This window comes from Micromonospora sp. NPDC051925, from assembly GCF_044548625.1.
GTDB lineage: Bacteria > Actinomycetota > Actinomycetes > Mycobacteriales > Micromonosporaceae > Micromonospora.
Map to the genome: position 1 here is coordinate 16,218 of NZ_JBIUCH010000012.1, position 21,962 is coordinate 38,179.

17 protein-coding genes are annotated in these 21,962 nt (G+C 72.8%); 8 read left to right on the plus strand and 9 right to left on the minus strand.

From position 1 onward, the window contains the following. Positions 1-657: 657 nt before the first annotated feature. From purE to ACIG87_RS17615, 3 genes are all read right to left on the minus strand, one after another. Positions 658-1,149 carry a 5-(carboxyamino)imidazole ribonucleotide mutase gene (purE, locus tag ACIG87_RS17605; RefSeq protein ID WP_396851564.1) on the minus strand — a complete coding sequence of 164 codons (492 nt, stop codon included), beginning with the start codon at positions 1,147-1,149 and terminating at the stop codon, positions 658-660. Then, positions 1,146-2,306, minus strand: coding sequence for a 5-(carboxyamino)imidazole ribonucleotide synthase (locus ACIG87_RS17610; protein ID WP_396851565.1), 1,161 nt, complete (start codon positions 2,304-2,306; stop codon positions 1,146-1,148). The genes purE and ACIG87_RS17610 overlap by 4 nt, the downstream gene beginning before the upstream one ends. Positions 2,307-2,426: 120 nt before the next feature. Further along, positions 2,427-4,463, minus strand: coding sequence for a thioredoxin domain-containing protein (locus tag ACIG87_RS17615; protein ID WP_396851566.1), 2,037 nt, complete (start codon positions 4,461-4,463; stop codon positions 2,427-2,429). A 137-nt stretch (positions 4,464-4,600) separates the two neighbouring features. On the opposite strand from ACIG87_RS17615, the gene ACIG87_RS17620 reads away from it, so the two are divergent. Further along, positions 4,601-5,635, plus strand: a complete 1,035-nt coding sequence (locus ACIG87_RS17620) for a phosphatidylinositol-specific phospholipase C domain-containing protein (protein ID WP_396851567.1) — start codon at positions 4,601-4,603, stop codon at positions 5,633-5,635. Positions 5,636-5,991: 356 nt separating this feature from the next. Here the strand turns inward: ACIG87_RS17620 and ACIG87_RS17625 are convergent, their stop codons facing one another. From ACIG87_RS17625 to mca, 3 genes are all read right to left on the minus strand, one after another. Continuing rightward, on the minus strand, positions 5,992-8,523 hold the full coding sequence (locus ACIG87_RS17625) for a putative bifunctional diguanylate cyclase/phosphodiesterase (protein ID WP_396851568.1): 2,532 nt from the start codon (positions 8,521-8,523) through the stop codon (positions 5,992-5,994). 184 nt (positions 8,524-8,707) lie between these two features. Beyond that, on the minus strand, positions 8,708-8,989 hold the full coding sequence (locus tag ACIG87_RS17630; RefSeq protein WP_396851569.1) for a hypothetical protein: 282 nt from the start codon (positions 8,987-8,989) through the stop codon (positions 8,708-8,710). A 49-nt stretch (positions 8,990-9,038) separates the two neighbouring features. Further along, positions 9,039-9,920: a mycothiol conjugate amidase Mca gene (gene mca, locus ACIG87_RS17635; RefSeq protein ID WP_396851570.1), complete on the minus strand. Its 882-nt coding sequence runs from the start codon at positions 9,918-9,920 to the stop codon at positions 9,039-9,041. Between the two features lie 179 nt (positions 9,921-10,099). Between mca and ACIG87_RS17640 the strand changes: the two genes are divergently transcribed. Further along, entirely contained in the window at positions 10,100-10,534 is a 435-nt protein-coding gene (locus tag ACIG87_RS17640) for a DUF4307 domain-containing protein (RefSeq protein WP_396851813.1), read from the plus strand. Between the two features lie 243 nt (positions 10,535-10,777). After that, positions 10,778-11,278, plus strand: coding sequence for a transcription elongation factor GreA (gene greA / locus ACIG87_RS17645; protein ID WP_396851571.1), 501 nt, complete (start codon positions 10,778-10,780; stop codon positions 11,276-11,278). Between the two features lie 123 nt (positions 11,279-11,401). Here greA and ilvA read toward each other — a convergent pair whose 3' ends face one another. The 3 genes from ilvA to ACIG87_RS17660 all read right to left on the minus strand — a co-directional run bounded on the left by ilvA (position 11,402) and on the right by ACIG87_RS17660 (position 15,321). Next, positions 11,402-12,622 carry a threonine ammonia-lyase gene (gene ilvA / locus ACIG87_RS17650; RefSeq protein WP_396851572.1) on the minus strand — a complete coding sequence of 407 codons (1,221 nt, stop codon included), beginning with the start codon at positions 12,620-12,622 and terminating at the stop codon, positions 11,402-11,404. A gap of 132 nt (positions 12,623-12,754) precedes the next feature. After that, entirely contained in the window at positions 12,755-14,164 is a 1,410-nt protein-coding gene (locus tag ACIG87_RS17655; RefSeq protein WP_396851573.1) for an amidase, read from the minus strand. A gap of 17 nt (positions 14,165-14,181) precedes the next feature. Next, positions 14,182-15,321: a cystathionine gamma-synthase gene (locus ACIG87_RS17660; protein ID WP_396851574.1), complete on the minus strand. Its 1,140-nt coding sequence runs from the start codon at positions 15,319-15,321 to the stop codon at positions 14,182-14,184. Between the two features lie 128 nt (positions 15,322-15,449). Between ACIG87_RS17660 and ACIG87_RS17665 the strand changes: the two genes are divergently transcribed. From ACIG87_RS17665 to ACIG87_RS17685, 5 genes are all read left to right on the plus strand, one after another. Then, positions 15,450-15,920: an HIT family protein gene (locus ACIG87_RS17665; protein WP_396851575.1), complete on the plus strand. Its 471-nt coding sequence runs from the start codon at positions 15,450-15,452 to the stop codon at positions 15,918-15,920. Positions 15,921-15,983: 63 nt separating this feature from the next. Continuing rightward, on the plus strand, positions 15,984-16,646 hold the full coding sequence (gene msrA, locus ACIG87_RS17670; protein WP_396851576.1) for a peptide-methionine (S)-S-oxide reductase MsrA: 663 nt from the start codon (positions 15,984-15,986) through the stop codon (positions 16,644-16,646). Positions 16,647-16,881: 235 nt separating this feature from the next. Then, positions 16,882-18,672 carry an N-acetylglutaminylglutamine amidotransferase gene (locus ACIG87_RS17675; protein WP_396851577.1) on the plus strand — a complete coding sequence of 597 codons (1,791 nt, stop codon included), beginning with the start codon at positions 16,882-16,884 and terminating at the stop codon, positions 18,670-18,672. Further along, entirely contained in the window at positions 18,669-20,504 is a 1,836-nt protein-coding gene (gene ngg, locus ACIG87_RS17680) for an N-acetylglutaminylglutamine synthetase (protein WP_396851815.1), read from the plus strand. The genes ACIG87_RS17675 and ngg overlap by 4 nt, the downstream gene beginning before the upstream one ends. Further along, a complete protein-coding gene (locus ACIG87_RS17685; protein WP_396851578.1) occupies positions 20,501-21,679 on the plus strand; it encodes an osmoprotectant NAGGN system M42 family peptidase in 1,179 nt (392 codons plus the stop codon). Before ngg ends, ACIG87_RS17685 begins: the two co-directional genes overlap by 4 nt. The last annotated feature ends 283 nt before the right edge of the window (positions 21,680-21,962 follow it).

The following is a 21,962-nucleotide window of genomic DNA, read 5'->3' on the forward strand; positions in this document are numbered from 1 at the left end:
CGGGCGCGAGCCGGGCGGGCGCGAGCCGGGCGGGCGCGAGCCGGGCGGGCGCGAGCCGGGCGGGCGCGAGCCGGGCGGGCGCGAGCCGGGCGGGCGCGAGCCGGGCGGGCCGGTCCTCCCATCTGCGGCCCGGCGGGTCGGATCGCACTCGGTGCCAGCCGCACGTTGATCGTTACCTTCCGCAACCCCTTGGCGAAGCAGTAACTACCACTCCCGCCCGCTTTGCTCTGCCGCCTTATCGGCGACAGTTACCCCAGGTGATCACTCTTCAAGCTGAGGCGATCAACACTCATCGCCCATTCCCTGCTCAGCGAGCTGTCGCCGCTAGGGCAGCAGAGCAAAGCGAACGAACGGGGGATGCGGTGCCCGCCGGCGTGGTGACGCAGGGTGACAGCCCTGCTTGATCACCGTCAGTGACGGATGCGGGATCGCCCGCTCAGGCGTGCGGGACCCACGCTCAGGCGTGCGGAAGGGCCACGCTCAGGCGTGCGGAAGGGCCACGCTCAGGCGTGCGGAAGGGCCACGCTCAGGCGTCGGGCCCCGAGGGGGGCCAGCCGCCATGCCGACGACCGACAGCGTCTGCGCCGGGCATCCCGTCGCCGGCCGGGAGGGCAGCTGGGCAGGGAGGCGCGAAACGGCGGGGCGGAGTGGGACGGATCAGGTCAGGGAGGCGCGGAGAGCGGCGTCCTTCTCGGCGACCAGGTCTTCCAGGGCGGCCTGGAAGGTGGTCATCCGCTTGAGCAGCGCCGGATCGGCGGCGGCCAGGATGCGCACCGCGAGCAGGCCGGCGTTGCGGGCGTTGCCGATCGACACGGTGGCCACCGGAATCCCGGCCGGCATCTGCACGATGGACAGCAGCGAGTCCATTCCGTCCAGGTGCTTCAGCGGGACCGGTACGCCGATCACCGGCAGCGGGGTGACCGAGGCGACCATGCCCGGCAGCGCGGCAGCGCCACCCGCCCCGGCGATGATCACCTTGAGCCCCCGGTCGACGGCGTCGCGGCCGTACTCGATCATCTTGACCGGGGTGCGGTGCGCGGAGATCACCGCCACCTCGTACGGCACCTCGAACTCGTCGAGCGTCTCGGCGGCGGCCTTCATCACCGGCCAGTCCGAGTCGCTGCCCATGATCAGCCCGACGGTGCTCACTCGTGCCCCTCCCGCAGCCAGCGGGCGGCCCGCGCGGCGCGCGCCCGTACGTCGTCCAGGTCGTCGCCAAGCACCGTGACGTGCCCGATCTTGCGGCCGGGTCGCACCTGCTTGCCGTACAGGTGGACCTTCGCGCCCGGCTCGGCGGCGAACAGGTGGTGCAGCCGCTCGTCGATGGAGATCCCGCCCGGCTCACCACCGAGCACGTTCGCCATCACCACGACCGGGGCGGTGAGCGAGGTGTCCCCCATCGGGTAGTCGAGCACCGCCCGCAGGTGCTGCTCGAACTGGGAGGTACGGGCCCCCTCGATGGTCCAGTGCCCGGAGTTGTGCGGACGCATCGCCAGCTCGTTGACGACCAGACCGGCGTCGGTCTGGAACAGCTCCACCGCCAGCAGGCCGACCACGTCCAGCGCGGTGGCCAGGTCGATGGCGAGTTGCTGGGCGGCGACGGCCAACTCCTCCGGCAGGTCGGGCGCGGGGGCGAGGACCTCGACGCAGATCCCGTCCCGTTGCACCGTCTCCACCACCGGGTACGCGGCGACCTGCCCGAACGGCGAGCGGGCCACCTGTACGGCCAGCTCCCGGCGCAACGCGACCCGCTCCTCGACGATCAGCGAGGTGCCGCCGGCGAGCAGGGTGGCGGCCAGCTCGGCGGCCTGCCCGGCATCGTCGACCAGCCACACGCCGCGCCCGTCGTAGCCGCCCCGGGCCGCCTTGAGCACCACCGGCCAGCCCTGCTCCGCGCCGAAGGCGAGCAGGTCCGCCGGGATGCTCACCGGCCGCCACGCGGGGTTGGGAGCGCCCAGCGCGCCGAGCCGCTCGCGCATGACCCGCTTGTCCTGGGCGTGCAGCAGCGCGTCGGCGGGCGGGAAGAGCTTCACCCCCTCGGCGGCGAGGGTGCGGATGTGCTCCGTCGGGACGTGCTCGTGGTCGAAGGTGACCACGTCGCAGCCTTTGGCGAAGGTCCGCAGCGCGGCGACGTCGGTGTGGTCGCCGTACTGTACGTCGGCGGCGACGAGCGCGGCGCCGTCGTCGGGGGCGAGCGCCAGCACGCGCAGTGACTGGCCGAGGGCGATAGCGGCCTGGTGGGTCATCCGGGCCAGTTGGCCGCCACCCACCATGCCGACGACGGGCAGACCGGTACGGGAGTCCATAGCGCCGCCAGCCTATCCGGGGCCGTTCGCCGCCCGGCCCGAGGGCCACCCGCCCGGCCCGAGGGCCACCCGCCCGGGCTGGCAGCCACCCGGACCGGCAGCCGGCCACCCCGGGCCGACTCAGCGGAGCTGGGCGACCAGCTCCTCGACCGAGGTCACCGGCCGCTGGCAGACGAAACCCCGGCAGACGTACGCGGTGGGCCGCCCGTCGACCCACGGCCGGGCGGCCAGCAGCGGCACGCCGGGCTGGTCCGGGCGGCCGGCCACCACCACCGCGCCGGGTGGGGCGTGCCGGTGGGCGGCGGCGACCAGCGGGTCTCCGGCCGGGTCGTCGGTGACCACCGCGATCTCGTACGGCCCGGAGAGCAGCGCCTCGCCGGTGCCGGCCGCGTACCCGGTGAACCGGGCGTGCCGGCCGACGATCGGCGCGACGGTCGACAGGGCCGCCTCGGCCACCTCCCGGTAGCGGGTCTCACCGGTCAGCGCCGCGTACGCGGTCAGCGCCGCCACGATCGCCGACCGGCCGGACGGGGTGGCGTTGTCGGTCGGGTCGGCCGGCCGGGCGATCAGCCGTTCCGCGTCGTCGGCGGTGTCGTAGAAACCGCCGTCCGGGGCGGCGAACCGGGCCAGCGCGACGTCCAGCAGGCCGCCGGCCAGCTCCAGCCAACGGCCCTCGCCGGTGAGTTGGTGCAACGCACAGAACGCCTCGGCCACGCAGCCGTAGTCCTCCAGCACCCCGGCCGGCTCGCCGACCACCCTGTCCCGGGAGGCCCGCCGCAGCCGACCGTCGACCAGGTGCACGGTGGCCAGGTGTTCGGCGGCGTCCCGCAACGCCCCGTCGGCGACGATGGCGACGCCGTCCATCAGGTTGGCGTCCTCGTCGTCGGGGTTCGCGTACCACGCGGCGACCTGGAGGAACTCGACGAGCGCGGTGATCGCCAGGCCGTTCCAGGCGGCCACCACCTTGTCGTCGCGGGCCGGCTGGGGGCGGGTGTCCCGGGCGGCCAGCAGCCGGCCCACCACACCCCGCCAGCGGGCCCGGATCTCCGGGTCGGCGTCGTCGACGTCCCGGGCCAGCCGCAGCACGCTCGTGCCGGACTCAAAAGTTCCGGTCTCGGTGACGTCGAACAGGTCGGCGGCCCACCGGCCGTCCTCCTCGCCGAGCGCCTCGACGAGTTGGGCCGGGGTCCAGGCGTAGGTGAGACCCTCCACCCCGTCGGTGTCGGCGTCGAGCGCGGAGGCGAAGCCGTCCCCGGGCCGGTGCAGCTCGTCGGCGAGGAACCGGGCGGTGTCCCGGGCCACCCGGCGGGCCAGCCGGTCGCCGGTGAGCCGCCAGAGCTGGGTGTAGACCCGCAGCAGCAGGGCGTTGTCGTAGAGCATCTTCTCGAAGTGCGGCACCGTCCAGTGGGCGTCCACCGAGTAGCGGGCGAACCCGCCGGCGAGCTGGTCGTGGAGGCCGCCCCGGGCCATCGCCTCGGCGGTGTGCCGGACGATCTCCAGGCTCTCCGCCGAACCGGTCCGTTGGTGGTGCCGGAGCAGGAAGAGCAGGTTCATGTGCGGCGGGAACTTCGGTGCGCCGCCGAAGCCGCCGTTCGTCTCGTCGTACTCGGTGGCGAGTTGGGCGGCGGCGGCGTCGAGCAGTGCGGCGGTGAGCGGGGCGGTCGGGCCGCCGACGGCCTGGGCGCCGCCGATCGCCTCGACCACCGCGGCACCCTGCCGCAGTACGGCCTCCCGCTGCTCCCGCCACGCGGTGCCGACCGATTCCAGCAACCGGACGAAGTTGGGCTTCGGGAAGTAGGTGCCGCAGAAGAACGGGGTGCCGTCGGGGGTGGCGAAGACCGTCATCGGCCAGCCGCCCTGGCCGGTCATCGCCTGGGTGGCGGTCATGTAGACGGCGTCGACGTCGGGCCGCTCCTCGCGGTCCACCTTGATCGCCACGAAGCCGGCGTTGACCAGCGCGCCGACCTGCGCGTCCTCGAACGACTCGTGGGCCATCACGTGGCACCAGTGGCAGGCGGCGTAGCCGACCGAGATGAGCACCGGCACGTCCCGCCGTTTCGCCTCGGCGAACGCCTCGTCGCACCACGGCCACCAGTCGACCGGGTTGTCGGCGTGCTGAAGCAGGTACGGCGAGGTGGCCTGGGCGAGTCGGTTCACCCGACGACCCTATCCAGCCCCGTGCGCACCCGTCGGGGCAACCGTCCCGCCGAAACCGGGTCTTCCCCCGTTCACATTCATCGACTTTGATCTGTTCGGGGTCGGTGATCGGCACCGGCCCGGCGAGGAGGTCCCCCATGCGCGGTTCCCGTCTCCTGTCAGCGCTCACGTCGGTCGCGGTGGTCGCGGCGGTGTTCAGCACCGCCGCGCCCGCGTCGGCCGCGGTGGACCCCGGCACCCGGGTCTCGGCGACCACCGTGGTCGGCACGCACAACACGTACGAACGCGGGACGTACACCTATCTGGCGCAGGCGCTCGACGCCCGGCCCGGCCTGATCGAGCTGGACGTCTGGCCGGACATCATCACCAAGCAGTGGCGGGTCAGCCACTCCAACCCGCTGGGCAACGACAACAACTGCGTCGCCGCCACCACCCCCGCGCAGCTCTACACCGGTACCCGGAACAAGAACCTGGACAACTGCCTCGACAACATCCGGCTCTGGTTCGACGCCCACCCCGACGCCGCGCCGCTCCAGCTCAAACTGGAGCTGAAGACCGGCTTCAGCAGCCGTACCGGGCAGGGACCGGTCGAGCTCGACGCCGTGCTCGCCGCCCGGCTCGGCAGTCGGGTGTTCCGCCCGGCCGACCTGCGCGGCGGCTACGCCACCCTGGACGCCGCCGCCCGCGCGAACGCCTGGCCGACCCGGGGGCAGCTCGCCGGGAAGGTGATCGTGGAGCTGATCCCCGGCACCGTCGAGGAGGGCAACCCCACCGACACCCTGTGGACCGACATCGAGTACGCCCAGCACCTCGTCGGCCTGGCGGCGGCCGGCACCCTCGGCCAGGCGCAGGCGTTCCCGGCGGTGCACCGGGCCCAGGCCGGTGACCCGCGCAGCCGGTACGCCGACACCACCCTGCGCCCCTGGTTCGTCCTCTTCGACGGCGACGCGAACGCGTACGTCACCGGCGGAATCGACACCTCCTGGTACGACACCAACCACTACCTGCTGGTGATGACCGACGCGCAGAACGTCTCCCCGCCGGTCGGCGACACCGACCCGGTGGCCGCCCGCGCCCGCCTCGCCCAGCTCGCCGCCGCGCACGCCAGCGTGGCGTCCGCCGACTGGGCCGCGATGCCGTCGGTCGTCGGCGAGGTCCTCCCCCGGGGCTGACCCGTCCAGCGTGGAAGCCGTCCAGCCCCGCGCACTCGCCTAACACCCCACCCCTCCTCTTCCCCTCCCTCCTCTTCCCCTCCCACCCACCCACCCACCCACCCCACCGTCGATCTTGGAGTTATGGTGGTCGCTTTATGTCGTTTCGGGGCATTTCCGGGGCACCACAACTCCATGATCGACGGAGAGGGGCGGCGGGGCACCGCACGGGCGGGTGGGGCGGGGGGCGGCGGGGCGGGGGGGGCGGTGGGCGGTGGGGCGGGGCGGGGGGCGGGCTCGTCTTGTGGTGGGGTTGGTTGTGGCCGCTTCGCGTAGCGGAGCGGCCCTGATCGGGAGGAAGTAGGTCTACTTCCGAGTCAGGAGGCGCCGTCGGCGCGGAGGGGGAAGACGTTTGATTCGGCGGAGTCGCGGAGGGAGCCGAGGACCGCGCCGATCTTGTCGGCGGGCATCGGCTTGAAGAAGTGGTAGCCCTGGGCGGCGGTGCAGCCCAGCTCGGCCAACGCGGTCCGCTGCTCGGCCGTCTCGACGCCCTCGGCGACCACCCGCAACCCCAACTCGTGGGCGAGACCGACCGTCGCCCGGACGATCGCCGCCGCCTCCGGCGAGTCGGCCATCCGGATCACGAAGGACCGGTCCACCTTCAACTCGTCCACCGCGATCCGGGTCACGAACGCCAGCGACGAGAACCCGGTGCCGAAGTCGTCGACCGCGAGCTGCACACCCATCCCCCGCAGGGTGGCCAGCACCTCGTCGATCACCTCCAGCTCGCTCATCACCACCGTCTCGGTGATCTCCAGGACCAGCCGGTGGGCCGGTACCTGGTGTCGGCGCAGCGCGTCGGCGATCTCCGCCGGCAGCCGGGGGTCGAGCAGGCTGCGTGCCGACAGGTTCACCGAGATCGGCACGTCCAGCCCGTCCCGCGCCCATCCGGCGGCCACCGAGAGCGCCTTGTCCAGCACGTACCGGGTGAAGGTGCCGAGCTGCTCGCTGTTCTCCACCGGGCGGATGAAGTCGGCCGGGCCGAGCCAGCCCCGTCGGGGATGCCGCCAGCGGATCAACGCCTCCACCCCGGTCGGCGCGCCGGTGGCCAGGTCGACCGCCGGTTGCAGGGCCAGCACCAGCTGGTCGTCGGCCTGCAACGCCTCCCGCAACTCGGCCAGCAGCGCCAACTGGTCGGTGCTGGCGGCGTCCCGGGTGCTGTCGTACGCGGCGACGCTGCCGCCGCCCTCCTTCGCCTGGTACATCGCGATGTCGGCCCGGCGCAGCAGCTCGGTCAGGTCCGCGGTTCCCGCACCGGCCACCACCACGCCCACCGAGACCTCGACCGACATCCGTACCCCGGCCACCTCGGTCGGTGCGGCCAGCCGCTCGGCGATCTCCCGCGCCTGCCGCAGCGCGTACGCCATCGGGGCGGCCCGGTCGCCGATCACCGGGACCGACGTCAGCAGCAGGGCGAACTCGTCGCCGCCGAGCCGGGCGAGCAGGTCACCGGGGCGGGCCAGGGTGCCCAGCCGGTTGCCGGTGAGCCGCAGCAGCTGGTCGCCGGCGGCGTGCCCGAGGGTGTCGTTGACCTCCTTGAACTGGTCGATGTCGAGCAGCAGCAGGGCCACCGGACGGTCGTGGGCGAGCTGCCGCAACGCCTGGTCGCCCTTGCTCAGCATGGCCGTCCGGTTGACCAGCCCGGTCAGCGCGTCGTGCACCGCGTCGTACGACGAGCGGGCGCTGACCAGCCGCAACTCCCGATGCGTCGCCGCGTCGTGCAGGGCGGCGGCCAGCGCGTCGGAGTAGGCCGCCAGCGCGTCCCGCTCCCGGTCGTTCGGCGGCCCGGAGGAGGGGAACCGGACCCGCAACTGTCCGACCTGGACGTCGCCGACGACGAGCGGCCGGGCCAGTTCGTGGGCGTCCGGGGCAGCCCCACCGGGTGGCCCGGCCTCCCGGTCCCGCACCTGGCCCGAGGCGTCCCCCCGGTAGCGCCGCCACCGGCCGTCGCCCCGGGCCACGTCGACCTCCACCAGCTCGGCGCCGAACAGGGTCAACGCGCCGGTCACCGCAGCCGTGGCCACCCCACGCTCGTCGAGCTGGTTGAGGGCGGCGGTCGCCTCGGCGAACGCACGCCAGGTGCGCTGTTCCTGATCGGCGCGGAGCCGGTGCCGATAGGTCTGCTGGAGCAGCCAGAGCAGCGGGGGGAGCAGCAGCAACCAGCGGGGGTCGATCTCCAGCAACGCCACCACCACCAGGCCGACCGCCACGTTGCCGACGAACATCAACAACTTGCCGCGCAACGCGACGAGCAGCGGCGGGCCGACCGCCACACCGTGCCGCAGGGCCAGGGTGACCCCGCCCAGCCCGGCGGAGACGAGCAGGTAGGTGACCGCGCCGACGACGAGGGCGGGGGCGAGCGCCGGGGTGGGGCCGGCCAGCAGCGGCTCACCGAGCACGGTGGCGACGGCGACGGCGAGCGCGGTGGCCGCCGTCAGCGAGGTGGCGATCCGCAACAGCTCCACCGGGGTACGGCGGTCGGCGGCCAGCGACATGGTCGTCCAGGCCGCGCCGGTGCCGAGCAGCGCGGCGGCCGGTAACCAGCCGGCCGGGGCCAGATAGAGGCAGACGATCAGAGCGGCCTCGCCCCAGGTGATGCTCACCATGCCGGTGGCGGTGCGGAACCTCAGCCGGGCGAGTTGGGCCAGGGCGAACACGGCGACGGCGATACCGAACCGGGCCACCGCCGGGAGCGGGTCGTCGGGCGGTAGTGCGGTCGGTAGGCGCAGGCCGATCACCACCGCGACCAACGCGGTCAACGTCACGGCGGCGGTGAGGAGGCGTACCCCCAGCGGAGTGTCCGGAGGCTTCGGCCCGCCGTCGGACGCGCCAGCCCTGCCGGAGGTCACCGCTCGGCTCCGTCCGCGGGCCCGTCGGTGGCGCGACGGACGGACGCGGCTGCGACGGTCATGGCACCTCCTCCCGCGCACGGCTCAGGGACATTCGTCCCCCGGCGGAAGGCTAAGCCAATCCGGGTGACCGCAACAGGGGGCGACGACCCGGATCGGCGTGATTCACGCGCCGGCTACCCATTCAAGGCTGCTGGTGGCCGCTGGGCAGGTTCGTACGTGATTCCTGCCCGGGTGTCCCGTCCGACGGACCGGTGGCCGACGAATCGGTCCGATCGTCGGCCGGACCGCCCTGCTGGGGAAACCGCTCGGGCAGCCGGCGCAGCCGGGAGTTCATGTTGCGGATCAGCAGGACGGTGGCGGTGCCGAGGAGCACGATGAGGAAGAGGCCCATCGGCCCGGCCAGGCCGCCCGTGCGGGTGTCCCCGAAGTTGTTCTCCGCGAGCACCTGGACAGCGTTCAGCATGGTATTTCTCCGATGTGCGGTGGAGTCTCAGCGTAGCTCCGGCGGCAGGTCACCTGGCAGGGGCGGCTTCCCGTACCCCGGCGAACAGGTCGGATTCCGGCAGCGGGGAGTCGACCGTCGAGCGGGCGAGCTGGAAATCCTCCGTCGGCCAGACGCGCTGCTGCAGCTCCATCGGCACGTGGAACCAGAAGCCGTCCGGGTCGACCTGGGTGGCGTGGGCGCGTAGCGCGTCGTCGCGGACCGGGAAGTACTCCGCGCACTCCACCCGGGTGGTGATCCGCGGGCCCTTGTCCGGCCGCTCGTCCCAACGCTTGAGCCACTCCTCGTACGGCGATTCGAGGCCAGCCGCCAGCATGCCCTCGTGCAGCGCCAGGAACTTGCCCTTCGAGAAGCCGATGTCGTAGTAGAGCTTCAGCGGCTGCCAGGGGGCACCCAGCTCCGGGTAGCGGGTCGGGTCGCCCGCCGCCTCGAACGCGGCCACGCTGACCTTGTGGCACATGATGTGGTCGGGGTGCGGGTAGCCGCCCTCCTCGTCGTAGGTGGTGACCACGTGCGGGCGGAACTCCCGCATCAGCTTCACCAACGGCCCGGCCGCCACGTCGAGGTCCTGGAGGGCGAAGCACCCCTCGGGCAGCGGCGGCAGCGGGTCGCCCTCGGGCAGGCCCGAGTCGACGAAGCCCAGCCAGGCCTGCTCGACACCGAGGATCGCCCGCGCGGCGTCCATCTCGGCCCGCCGGATCTCCCCGATGTTGGCCCACACGTCGGGGCGGTCCAGCTTGGGGTTGAGCACGCTGCCCCGTTCACCCCCGGTGCACGTCACGACCAGCACGTCCACCCCCTCGGCGACGTACTTCGCCATGGTGGCGGCGCCCTTGCTGGACTCGTCGTCCGGGTGTGCGTGCACGGCCATGAGACGCAGCTTCTCTGCCAACGTGGGCGCTCCTCGTCTGTGCCCGCCGGCGGCCCGGTCCGGGCCGCTCGCCTGACCTGCCGCGGTGGCCGATCGGCGCGGCTGCCGACCTGCCATTCCGGGCTCGGCCCCGAGCTGGGAAGATGGACCCTGTCATTCTTGCCGATGCCGCCGACAACAACGCCAGGAGATACCCGCCGGTGACCGAGACGCACGCCACAATCCCCTCGGCCGCGCCGGTGTTCCCGCCCGGCCGGTACGGACGCCGGCGGGAGCCCGAACGCCGCCGACCGCTGCTCCGCTGGCTGCTGGTGGCCGCCCTGCTCGCCGGGTTGGTCCTGGTCGCGATGCAGCTCTACCAGCGCTACGGCGACCCGGAGTACAAGCCCGAGGTGATCACCTACACCGGGATCAGCGACACCGGCGTACAGGTCGACTTCCGGGTGACCGTGCCCGAGGGCGGCTCGGCGGTGTGTCTGGTCCGGGCCCGCTCGCACGACGGTGCCGAGGTGGGCCACGAGGAGGTCACGGTGACCGCGGCCCCCGGCCAGCGGCACGTCACCACCCGGCACCGGGTCACCACCACCGAGCGCCCGTTCATCGGTGAGGTCGTCCGCTGCCGTCCCGCAGGCTGATCCGATACCGCCCGACGGGGCCGCCCACCGTTCTCCAGGCTGGGCCGGAACCGCCCGGCAGCTTGAGCCGATGCCGCCCTCCAGGCCGGGCTGCCGCCGGCCCGGTCGGACGGCTGGAGCGGCGGGCGGAGCGGTAGCCGTCGTCGTCCCCCGACCGAGTGATCGACGGCTTCCCCACGGGCGCGCCACTGGTAGGTTGGTAAGTCACCTGTCAGCCAGTCCGCACATCCGAGGAGTACGCCTGTGTCCATCAATGACAACAAGGCGCCCGCCACCTGGCTGTCCCAGGACGCGCACGACCGCCTCCAGGCCGAGCTCGACGAGCTGATCGCCAACCGGCCGGTCATCGCCGCCGAGATCAACGCCCGGCGGGAAGAGGGCGACCTGCGGGAGAACGGTGGCTACCACGCCGCCCGCGAGGAGCAGGGCAAGGCCGAGGGCCGGATCCTCTACCTCAAGGAGCTGCTGCGTACCGCCCAGGTCGGTGAGGCGCCGACCGCCGACGCGGTGGCGCCGGGCATGGTCGTGACGATCTACTTCGACGACGACAAGGACGACACCGAGACGTTCCTGCTCGGGTCGCGGGAGATCGCCGCCACCACCGACCTGACGGTCTACAGCCCGGAGTCCGCGCTCGGCAAGGCCATCCTGGGCGGCCGGCCAGGCCAGGCCTGCACCTACACCGCCCCCAGCGGCGCGAACATCCAGGTGACGATCGTCAACATCGAGCCTTTCTCCGGCTGAGCCGCGTCGCCGCCGGGTCCACGTGACCCGGCGGCGACCCTCGCGTACGCGCCGAGGTGGGAGAACACCCGGACCGTCGCACGACCCTCGCGTACGCGCCGAGCGTGGCAGCCGGGGCGGGTGTCACCCCTCGGCCGTGATGGCCACCTGGTAACCGCTGGCCCGCAGGGCACTGATCAGGGTGTCGGAATGCTCGACGCCCCGGGTCTCCACCGACAACGCCACCTCCACCTCGCCGAGACGCAGGTGCGGGTTGGCCCGCTGATGCTCCACGTCGACCACGTTCGCCCGGTGCTCGGCGATCTCGGTGAGCAGCGAGGCGAGCTGACCGGGCCGGTCCGAGCAGCGCACGGTGACCCGCAGATAGCGGCCGGCGGCGGCGAGGCCGTGCTCGATCACCCGCATCATCAGCAGCGGGTCGATGTTGCCGCCGGAAAGCACCGCCACCGTCGGGGTCCGCACCTGCACGGCACCGGCGAGCAGCGCGGCCACCCCGACCGCACCGGCCGGCTCGACCACCTGCTTGCCCCGCTCCAGCAACATCAGCAAGGCCCGGGAGATGTCCTCCTCGGCGACGGTGACCATCTCGTCGACCAGCTTGCGGACATGGGTGAAGGTGATATCCCCCGGCCGGCCGACCGCGATGCCGTCGGCGATCGTGGCGAACGTCGGCAGCCGGACCGGTTCACCGGCGGCCAGCGAGGGCGGGAACGCGGCGGCGCTGGCCGCCTGGACGCCGATGATCCGGACGTCGGGCCGCAGCGCCTTCGCGACCACCGCCATCCCGGAGATCAGGCCGCCACCACCGACCCCCGTGATGATCGTCTCCACCTCGGGGCACTGTTCGAGGATCTCCAGCGCGACGGTGCCCTGGCCGGCGATGACGTCCGGATGGTCGAACGGGTGGATGAACACCGCGCCGGTGCGCTCGGCGAAGGTCTGCGCGGCCACCAACGACTCGTCGACGGTGTTGCCGATCAGCTCGATCCGCGCGCCGTACCCCTTGGTGGCGGCCACCTTCGGCAGAGGCGCGTTCACCGGCATGAAGACGGTGGCGTGGGTGCCGACCAGACCGGCGGCGAGCGCGACCCCCTGGGCGTGGTTGCCGGCGCTGGCCGCGACCACGCCCAGGGCCCGCTCCCGCGCCGACAACCGGGAGATCCGCACGTACGCGCCACGCACCTTGTACGAACCGGCGCGCTGCAGGTTCTCGCACTTGAGCCACACCGGCCCGGCCAGCGCCGCGCTCAACGGCCGGGAGGGCTCCAGCGGGGTCGTCCGGGTGACCCCGGCGAGCAACTCCCGCGCGGCCCGTACGTCGGCGAGGTCGACCAGTTCCGTCATGCCCCGATCGTGCCACCCGACCGTGGCCCCACCAGCGGCGACGTCGCCCGCCACCTGTGGCGACGACCCGCTCACCGACCGCTGGAATCGGCCGTGCCCCCGTCCCGGCAGGACCGATGAGGCGGGCGGGTGTCAGGCGACGGCCGGCGAGCCCGTGCCGACCCGTGGATAGCCGGGGGCGTGCCGGGCCCACGGGGCCTGCAGCTCGAACTGCCCGGCGACACCGAGCAGCAGCAGCTCCGAGCCGGGCGGACCGATCAGCTGCGCGGCGACCGGTAGACCGTCCGGGCGGCGGCCCACCGGCACCACGATCGACGGCAGGCCGGCGACGTTCCACGGCGCGGCGTACGGGGCGTACCGGATGTTGGTCTTCATGTTCGCCAGCCAGGAACGGCCGGACCAGGCGGTGGCCTCCGGCGGCGGCCCGGCCAGCGCCGGGGTGAGCAGCAGGTCGACCGCGTGGTCGGTGAAGAAGCCGATGGACCGCTCCCGCCAGGCGGCCCGGTCGGCCTCCCGCACGTATCCCCGGCGCTGCGCCCACTCGCCCAGCGCGACGTGCCGGCGGCTACGCCGTTGCAGGCTGCGCCGGTCGATGCCGGCGGCCCGCACGTCGGCCGCGGCGGCGGCGAACCAGGTGGCGATGCCCTGGAGGCCGAGCGCGGTCGGGTAGACCGGGTCGGCGGGCACGGTGTCGTGCCCGGCGGCGGCCAGCAACCGGGCGGCGGCGGCCACCGCGTCCCGGTTGGGCGCGTCCGGCGACACGCCGCGCACCGGCGAGCGGAGCGACACGCCGACCCGCAGTCGCTGCGGCGGGACCAGCTTGTCGGGGCGACGCCCGGCGAGCACCTGGAACCCGACGGCGGCGTCGGCGACCGTGGTGGTGAGCATGCCGTGCTCGGTCAGCCCGAACCAGTCCTCCGCGCCGAGCTGGCACGGGACCACGCCCCGGCCCGGCTTGAGCCCGACCAGGCCGCAGCAGGCCGCCGGGATACGGATCGAACCGAGCCCGTCGTTGCCGTGCGCGATCGGCACCAGGCCGGCCGCGACCGCGGCGGCGGCCCCACCGGACGACCCCCCGGGGGTACGCCGGACGTCCCACGGGTTGCGGGTGACGGCGGACGCGTCGTCGGTGATCGCCCAGAGCCCCAGTTCCGGCATCCGGCTCACCCCGAGGATCACCGCGCCCGCGCCGCGCAACCGGCGCACCACCTCGTGGTCGGCCTCCGCCACCGGGGTACGCGCGGCGGCCGAGCCGTTCCAGGTGGGGAGCCCGGCGACCGGGGTGTTCTCCTTGACCGCGACCGGCACCCCGGCGAGCGGAAGGTTCGCCAGTTCCTCCTGCTCGTCGACCTTCTCCGCCTCGGTGATCGCCTCCCCGCCGCGTACCGCACGGAACGCGGCGAGGTCGGCGTCGACCCGGCCGATGTGGTCCAGGTGGTCGGCGACGACCTGGGTGGCGGAGACGTCGCCCCGGCGTACGCCCCGGGCGATCTGCTTGGCGGTCGCCCCCACCCAGGTCGGCATGATGTCCTGCACGGCCACCTCTCCCCAGCCCGCGGTCAGCCCAGCGCCTGCTCCAGATCGGCGAGTAGGTCGTCGACCGTCTCGATGCCGACAGACAGTCGCACGAGATCGCCGGGAACTTCAAGCGGCGAGCCGGCAGCACTTGCGTGTGTCATCCGGCCCGGGTGCTCGATCAGGGACTCCACCCCGCCGAGCGACTCGGCGAGGACGAACAGCCGCGCCCGGTTGCAGATCTCGACGGCGTGCTCCTCGCCACCGGCGGCACGGAAGGAGATCATGCCGCCGAACCGACGCATCTGCTTGGCCGCCACCTCGTGCCCGGGGTGTGACGGCAGGCCCGGGTAGATGACCTGGGCGATCTTCGCGTTGCCGTCCAGGAAGGCCGCGATCCGCTCGGCGTTGTCGCAGTGCCGGTCCATCCGTACCCCGAGGGTCTTGAGGCCGCGCAGGGTGAGCCAGGCATCGAACGGTCCGTTGATCGCGCCCATGGCGTTCTGGTGGTAGCGCAGTTCGTCGCCGAGCGCGGTGTCGGCCACCACCAGCGCGCCGCCGACCACGTCGGAGTGCCCGCCGACGTACTTGGTGGTGGAGTGCACCACCACGTCCGCGCCGTGCGCGAGCGGCTGCTGAAGGTACGGCGAGGCGAAGGTGTTGTCGACCACCAGCAGCGCCCCGGCGTCGTGCGCGACCCCGGCCAGGGTGGCGATGTCGGCGATCCCGAGCAGCGGGTTGGTCGGCGTCTCGATCCAGACGATCTTCGTGTTGGGGCGGATCGCGGCCCGGACCGCGTCGACGTCGGAGACCTTCGCCGGGCTGTACTCCAGCCCCCAGCGCTCCGCGACCCGGGCGAAGAGCCGGTAGGTGCCGCCGTACGCGTCGTCCGGGATCACCACGTGGTCACCGGGTCGGCAGACGGCACGCAGCAGGGCGTCCTCGGCGGCCAGACCGCTGGCGAAGGCGAGACCGACCCGCCCACCCTCCAGCGCGGCCAGGCACTCCTGGAGCGCGTCCCGGGTGGGGTTGCCGGAGCGGCTGTACTCGTAGCCCTGCCGGGGCGCACCGACGGCCTCCTGGGCGTACGTGCTGGTCTGGTAGATCGGTGGGATCACCGCGCCGGTCCGGGTCTCCGGGTCCTGGCCGGCGTGGATGGCGAGCGTCTCGAAGCCGTGACTCATCCCGCAGACGTTAGTCGGCCGCACGGGCCGGCCGGACAGAACCCGCACCGGCCGTAGACGATCAGGGAGGCGGGGCGGGGCGACGTGAGGGCTGACCGCAGGCGCGGGGGCGGCAGTAGGCTGCGCCGATGGGCGGGTGCGTGTTCTGCGGGATCGTGGGCGGGGAGGTGCCGGCGTTCCGGGTGGCCGACGAGCCGGACGGGGTGGCGTTCCTCGACACCCGACCGGTCTTCAAGGGGCACGTCCTGGTGGTGCCCCGGGACCATCTGGTCACCCTGACCGACCTGCCGGCGGCGGCCCTGCCCGGCTACTTCGGGCTGGTGCAGCGCCTGGCGGTGGCCGTGGAGTCCGGCCTGGGGGCCGGTGGGACGTTCGTGGCGATGAACAACAAGGTGTCCCAGTCGGTCGCCCACCTGCACGCCCACGTGGTGCCGAGAACCAAGGGCGACGGCCTGCGCGGCTTCTTCTGGCCGCGCACCCGCTACGCCGACGATGCCGAGGCCGACTCCTACGCCACCCGCATCACCACCGCCCTCCCTCCTGACCGCCCCGGGTCCGGCCGGGATTCGGCTGCCGGAGCGGGCGAGAGGCGCAGCTGAGCGGGTAAGGAAGCCGGGCCCGCCGATGTTGCATGCGGGGAGAGGTACGAGAGGAGTTCCACCGTGTTCCTTCGCCGCATGAAGGCCGAGATGATCAGCCCCGACCAGGCCCTGCCCGGCCGCCCGATCGCGATGCCGATCGGTGACCGGCACGAGATCCTGCCGTCGTCGCTGAAGGGCCCGTTCCCGGAGGGGGCCCAGGTCGCCGTCTTCGGCATGGGTTGTTTCTGGGGGGCCGAGCGGCTGTTCTGGACCCTGCCGGGCGTGCTCACCACGTCGGCCGGTTACGCGGGCGGCTACACCGCCAACCCGACGTACGAGGAGGTGTGTTCGGGGATGACCGGGCACGCCGAGGTGGTCCAGGTGGTCTACGACCCCGCTGTGATCGGCTACGAGGACCTGCTCAAGGTGTTCTGGGAGAACCACGACCCGACCCAGGGCCTGCGCCAGGGCAACGACGTCGGCAGCCAGTACCGCTCGACGATCTACACCACCACGGACGAGCAGTTGGCCACCGCACAGGCGTCCCGGGACGCGTTCGCGCCGATCGTGGCGCGGGCCGGCAAGGGTGAGATCACCACGGAGATCGCGCCCCTGGGCGACTACTTCTTCGCCGAGGACTACCACCAGCAGTACCTGGCCCCGACGAAGAACCCGAACGGCTACTGCAACCACGGCCCGAACGGGCTGAGCTGCCCGGTCGGGGTGGCCCGTACCGCCGGCTGACCGACACCCGGCCGGTCGACGGCCGGCGCGCACCCGTCCGACGATCGTTTCCCGGGCCTGCGGTGTTTGTCACATCGCGGGCCCGGCCCGATTCGGGCACCGGCCGGACTCCGGGCCGGAAGGTCGGCCCACACGGCACCGTCACGGTGAGTGGCGCACATTCTAGCAATCCCGTAACACGGCCGACATCAGCTCAACAGGCGAAGTGCAACAACCTCTGGCAGCATTGGCTGGCATGTGCGGACTTGCGGGAGAGTTCCGCCGTGACGGTTCCCGTGCCGATGTGTCGGCGGTGGAGCGCATGGCGGCCACGATGAGTGACCGGGGGCCCGACGACAGTGGGGTCTGGTCCCAGGGGGCGACCGCCCTCGGGCACCGCCGCTTGAAGATCATCGACCTCTCCGCCGCCAGCGGACAACCCCTCGTCGACCCGGCCGCCGGGCTCACCGGCGTGTTCAACGGCTGCATCTACAACTACCGCGAACTACGCCAGGAGCTACAGGCCAAGGGGCACCGCTTCTTCTCCTCCGGCGACAGCGAGGTGGTCGTCAAGGCGTACGCCGAGTGGGGGCTCGACTTCGTCGACCACCTGATCGGCATGTTCGCCGTCGCGATCAGCGAGCGGGACACCGGCCGCCTCGTGCTGGCCCGGGACCGGCTCGGCATCAAACCGCTCTACCTGGCCGAGACGCCGGGCGTGGTCCGCTTCGCCAGCACCCTGCCCGCGCTGCTGGCCGGTGGCGGGATCGACACCACCATCGACCCGGTGGCGCTGGCCCACTACCTGAGCTTCCACAGCATCGTGCCGCCACCGCGCACCATCCTGCGCGGCGTCGCCAAGCTCCCCCCGGCCACCGTCCGGGTCTACGAGCCGGACGGCCGTACCCACGAGCGGGTCTACTGGGATCCGTCCTTCACCCGGGCCGCCGAACGGGCCGACTGGTCGGAGCGGGACTGGCAGGACGCCCTGCTGGAGTCGCTGACCACCGCGGTACGCCGGCGGATGGTCGCCGACGTGCCGGTGGGCGTGTTGCTCTCCGGAGGGCTGGACTCCAGCCTGGTGGTGGCGCTGCTGGCCGGCGAGGGGCAGACCCGCTCCGGACTGTCCACCTTCTCCATCGGCTTCGACGCCGTCGGCGGCCGGGAGGGCGACGAGTTCGTCTACTCCGACCTGGTGGCCAAGACGTTCGGCACCGACCACCACCAGCTCAAGGTGGCCGCCGGCGACCTGGTGCCGCCACTGGAGGCGGCCGTGGCCGCGATGAGCGAGCCGATGGTCAGCCACGACTGCGTCGCCTTCTACCTGCTCAGCCAGGAGGTGTCCAAGCACGTCAAGGTGGTCCAGTCCGGCCAGGGCGCGGACGAGATCCTCGGCGGCTACCACTGGTACCCGCCGCTGGCCGACATCGACCGGGAGCAGGCGCTCGACTCGTACGCGAAGGCGTTCTTCGACCGCGACGCGGCCGGGCTGGCCCGGGTGCTCAACCCGGCCTGGCTGGCCGACGGCGACCCGGCGCGGGAGTTCGTGGCCGCCCACCTGGGTCGGGCGGGGGCGCAGACCGCCGTCGACGCCGGCCTGCGGATCGACACCCAGATCATGCTCACCGACGACCCGGTGAAGCGGGTCGACAACATGACCATGGCGCACGGCCTGGAGGCCCGGGTGCCGTTTCTCGACCACGAGTTCGTGGAGCTGGCGGCGAGCTGCCCGCCCGAGCTGAAGCTGGCCCAGGGCGGCAAGGGTGTGCTCAAGGAGATCGGCCGCCGGGTCCTGCCGCACGAGGTGATCGACCGTCCCAAGGGCTACTTCCCGGTGCCGGGCCTGACCCACCTGGAGGGCAAGCTCCTCGACCGGGTACGCGACGCGCTCAACGCGCCGGAGGCCCGCCGCCGCGACCTGTTCCGCGCCGACTACGTCGACGCGCTGCTCGCCGACCCGAACGCCGAACTGACCCCGTTGAACGGAAACAAACTGTGGCAACTGGGACTTCTGGAAATGTGGCTCCAGAGCCACGGAATCGACTGACCGCGAACGAGACCCTCGCGACCGGTACGGCCCGTACCGACCGGGAGCGGGTGCTCGGCCGCCGTCGGGAACGGATCGGCCCCGGCGGCGATCCGGTCGCGCCGGGCGTCCCGGAACCGCGCCGGGAGCCGTCCGGGCCATCCGATGTGGTCCTCGACTGCGGCTGGGGACGGCTGGTCTTCGGCCAGACCTTCCACGAGCAGGTCGCCGTGGCACACGTGCTGCGCTCCGAGGCGGCCGGCGCCCGGGACATCTGCATCTACCTGCGCGACCCGCACGTGCTGGTGTCCCGGCTCCCCGACGAGTTGTTCATCGACCCGTCGCTGACCTACCGGTTACCGCTGGGCGACCGCCGGCCGGCCGCCACCGACCGGGGGGCGGAGATCCCGGGGCTGGTCATCCGGCCGCTGCGGGACGCCGACGACGCGGACGCGGTGAACCGGATCTACGCCCGCAACGGCATGGTCACCGCGCCGGTGGAGGTGCTGGTCGACAACGCCGGCACCGACCGGTTCCTGCACCTGGTGGCCGAGGCGAGCACCGGGGAGATCGTCGGCACCATCACCGGCGTCGACCACGTGGCGGTCTTCGGCGACCGGGAGAACGGCGCCAGCCTCTGGTGCCTGACCGTGGACTTCAACACCGCGCCGCCCGGCACCGGCCAGGCCCTGCTCACCGAGCTGGCCGACCGGCTGGACGAGCGGGGCCGCGCCTTCGTCGACCTGTCGGTGCTCGCCGAGAACTCAGGCGCGATCCGGCTCTACGAGCGGCTGGGCTTCCACCGCACCGGCACGCTCTGCGTGAAGCGGAAGAACCCGATCAACGAGCGGCTCTTCCTGCCGGCCACCCCGGCGGGCTACGACGAGCTGAACCCGTACGCGAAGATCGTCGCCGACGAGGCGATGCGGCGCGGCATCCGGGTGGAGGTCACCGACGCCCACTGGGGTGAGCTGCGGTTGACCAACGGCGGCCGGACGATCGTCACCCGCGAGTCGCTGTCCGAGCTGACCTCGGCGGTGGCGATGAGCCGCTGCGACGACAAGCGGGTCACCCGGCGCATCCTCACCGAGGCCGGCCTGTCGGTGCCGCGCGGCCGGACCGCCACCGGCGATCCCGACGACCTGGCCTTCCTCACCGACATCGGCCCGGTGGTGGTCAAGCCGGCCCGGGGCGAACAGGGCAACGGCATCACCGTCGGGGTGCGTACCGCCGAGGCGCTGGCCGCCGCCGTCGAGCTGGCCCGCCGGTTCTGCCCCGACGTGCTGATCGAGGAGCTGCGGGCCGGCGAGGACCTGCGGGTGATCGTCATCGACCACGAGGTGGTGGCTGCGGCGGTACGCCGACCGGCGCAGATCACCGGCGACGGGGTGCACGACATCACCGAGCTGATCGAGCGGCAGAGTCGGCGGCGGGCCGCCGCCACCGGTGGTGAGTCCCGCATCCCGGTCGACGAGATGACCCGCGAGGTGGTGGCCGGGGCCGGGCACCGGATGCACGACGTACTGCCCGAGGGGCGGATGTTGGCGGTGCGCCGGACGGCGAACCTCCACACCGGTGGCACAATCCACGACGTGACGGCCGAACTGCACCCGACGATCGCCACCGCCTGCGTGGCGGCGAGTCGGGCCCTGGACATCCCGGTGACCGGGCTGGACCTGTTGGTCCCCGCCCCCGACCAGCCCGAGCACGTCTTCATCGAGGCGAACGAGCGGCCGGGCCTGGCCAACCACGAGCCCCAGCCCACCGCCGAGCGCTTCGTGGACCTGCTCTTCCCCGGCACCCGCGCACCGCAGCGGCTCTGGAGCCCGGCCGGTCCCGGAGGGGGCGCGTGAGCCTCAAGCCCCTGGAGATCGACCTGGAGTACCTGCGCCAGGTGCTGGTGGAGCTGCTGGACATCCCGAGCCCGTCGGGGCGTACCGACCACGTGCAGCAGTACGTGGGGGAACGCCTCTCCGCGCTCGGCATCCCGTCCACGCTGACCCGGCGGGGTGCGCTCAGCGCCTGCCTGCCCGGCCCCCGGCAGACCGGTGCCGACCGGGCCATCGTGGTGCACACCGACACCATCGGCGGGATGGTGAAGCGGCTCAAGGAGAACGGCCGGCTCGAGCTGAAGACCATCGGCACGCACTCCGCCCGGTTCGCCGAGGGCGCGCACGTACGGATCTTCACCGACGACCTGGACCGGGTGATCACCGGCCAGGTGCTGCCGTTGAAGGCCAGCGGGCACCGCTACAACGACGACGTCGACCTCCAGGGCGTCGGCTGGGAGCATGTCGAGGTACGGGTCGACGAGCCGGTCGAGGACATCGCCGGCCTGCGGGCGCTCGGCATCGACGCGGGCGACTTCGTGGCGTTCCTGCCGAACCCGATGATCAGCCCCTCCGGGTACGTGAAGTCCCGGCACCTGGACGACAAGGCCGGCGTGGCGGCGGTGTTGACCGCGTTCAAGGCGGTGGTGGACGCCGGCATCACCCCGACGGTCACCGCCCACCTGCTGGTCACCGTCACCGAGGAGATCGGGCACGGGGCCAGCCACGGCCTGGACCCGGACGTCGCCGAGATCGTCTCGGTGGACGCGGCGGTGGTCGCCCCGGGCCAGCAGTCCCGGGAGAACGCGGCCACCCTGGCGATGGGCGACGGGGTCGGCCCGTTCGACTACCACCTGACCCGCAACCTCGCCGCCATCGCCAAGGACCACGGGGTGGACCTGGTCCGCGACGTCTTCGACTACTACCGCTCGGACGTCGCGGCGGCGGTCGAGGCGGGCGCGCACGCCCGGGTGGCGCTGCTCGGCTTCGGGGTGGACGCCACCCACGGCCACGAGCGCACCCACCTGGACGGGCTGCGCCACCTGACCCAACTGCTCTGCCTCTACCTCCAGAGCGACCTGGTCTTCCCCGAGTGGGACGCCGAACCGGAGGGCGACCTGGCCGACTTCCCGTCCCTGGCGGTGCAGCCGGCCAGCGAGGAGGGCCCACGCGAGGGCCCGATCGGCCTCGTCGACTGAGCGCCCGGGGGTTCCCGGGTCTGTGATCGAAATCCGTTGCCGGTGCCCCGCGAAGTGGTTAGCGTGGCGGTACACGGGAAAGGAGGTGGTCCAGACTTGTATAACAATCGGACTCGTGAGGTGGCTGTCCGCTAGCCGCTGTCCTCGACAGTGAAACACCAGCATGATCGTCGAGACCGTGTGGCAGCGGTGCGGCGAATCCACGGCAGCCACCCGACCCCCGGGGTGCCGACCCAGTCCAGTCGGCCCGCGCACCAGCGCGGAAGCCCCGGGGGTCGCCCAT

Coding starts and splice junctions, on each gene's coding strand:
- ilvA (WP_396851572.1), bottom strand. CDS start 12,622: ATGACGGAACTGGTCGACCTCGCCGACGTACGGGCCGCGCGGGAGTTG.
- ACIG87_RS17675 (WP_396851577.1), top strand. CDS start 16,882: ATGTGCGGACTTGCGGGAGAGTTCCGCCGTGACGGTTCCCGTGCCGAT.
- ACIG87_RS17620 (WP_396851567.1), top strand. CDS start 4,601: ATGCGCGGTTCCCGTCTCCTGTCAGCGCTCACGTCGGTCGCGGTGGTC.
- ACIG87_RS17665 (WP_396851575.1), top strand. CDS start 15,450: ATGGGCGGGTGCGTGTTCTGCGGGATCGTGGGCGGGGAGGTGCCGGCG.
- ACIG87_RS17660 (WP_396851574.1), bottom strand. CDS start 15,321: ATGAGTCACGGCTTCGAGACGCTCGCCATCCACGCCGGCCAGGACCCG.
- ACIG87_RS17610 (WP_396851565.1), bottom strand. CDS start 2,306: ATGGACTCCCGTACCGGTCTGCCCGTCGTCGGCATGGTGGGTGGCGGC.
- ACIG87_RS17630 (WP_396851569.1), bottom strand. CDS start 8,989: ATGCTGAACGCTGTCCAGGTGCTCGCGGAGAACAACTTCGGGGACACC.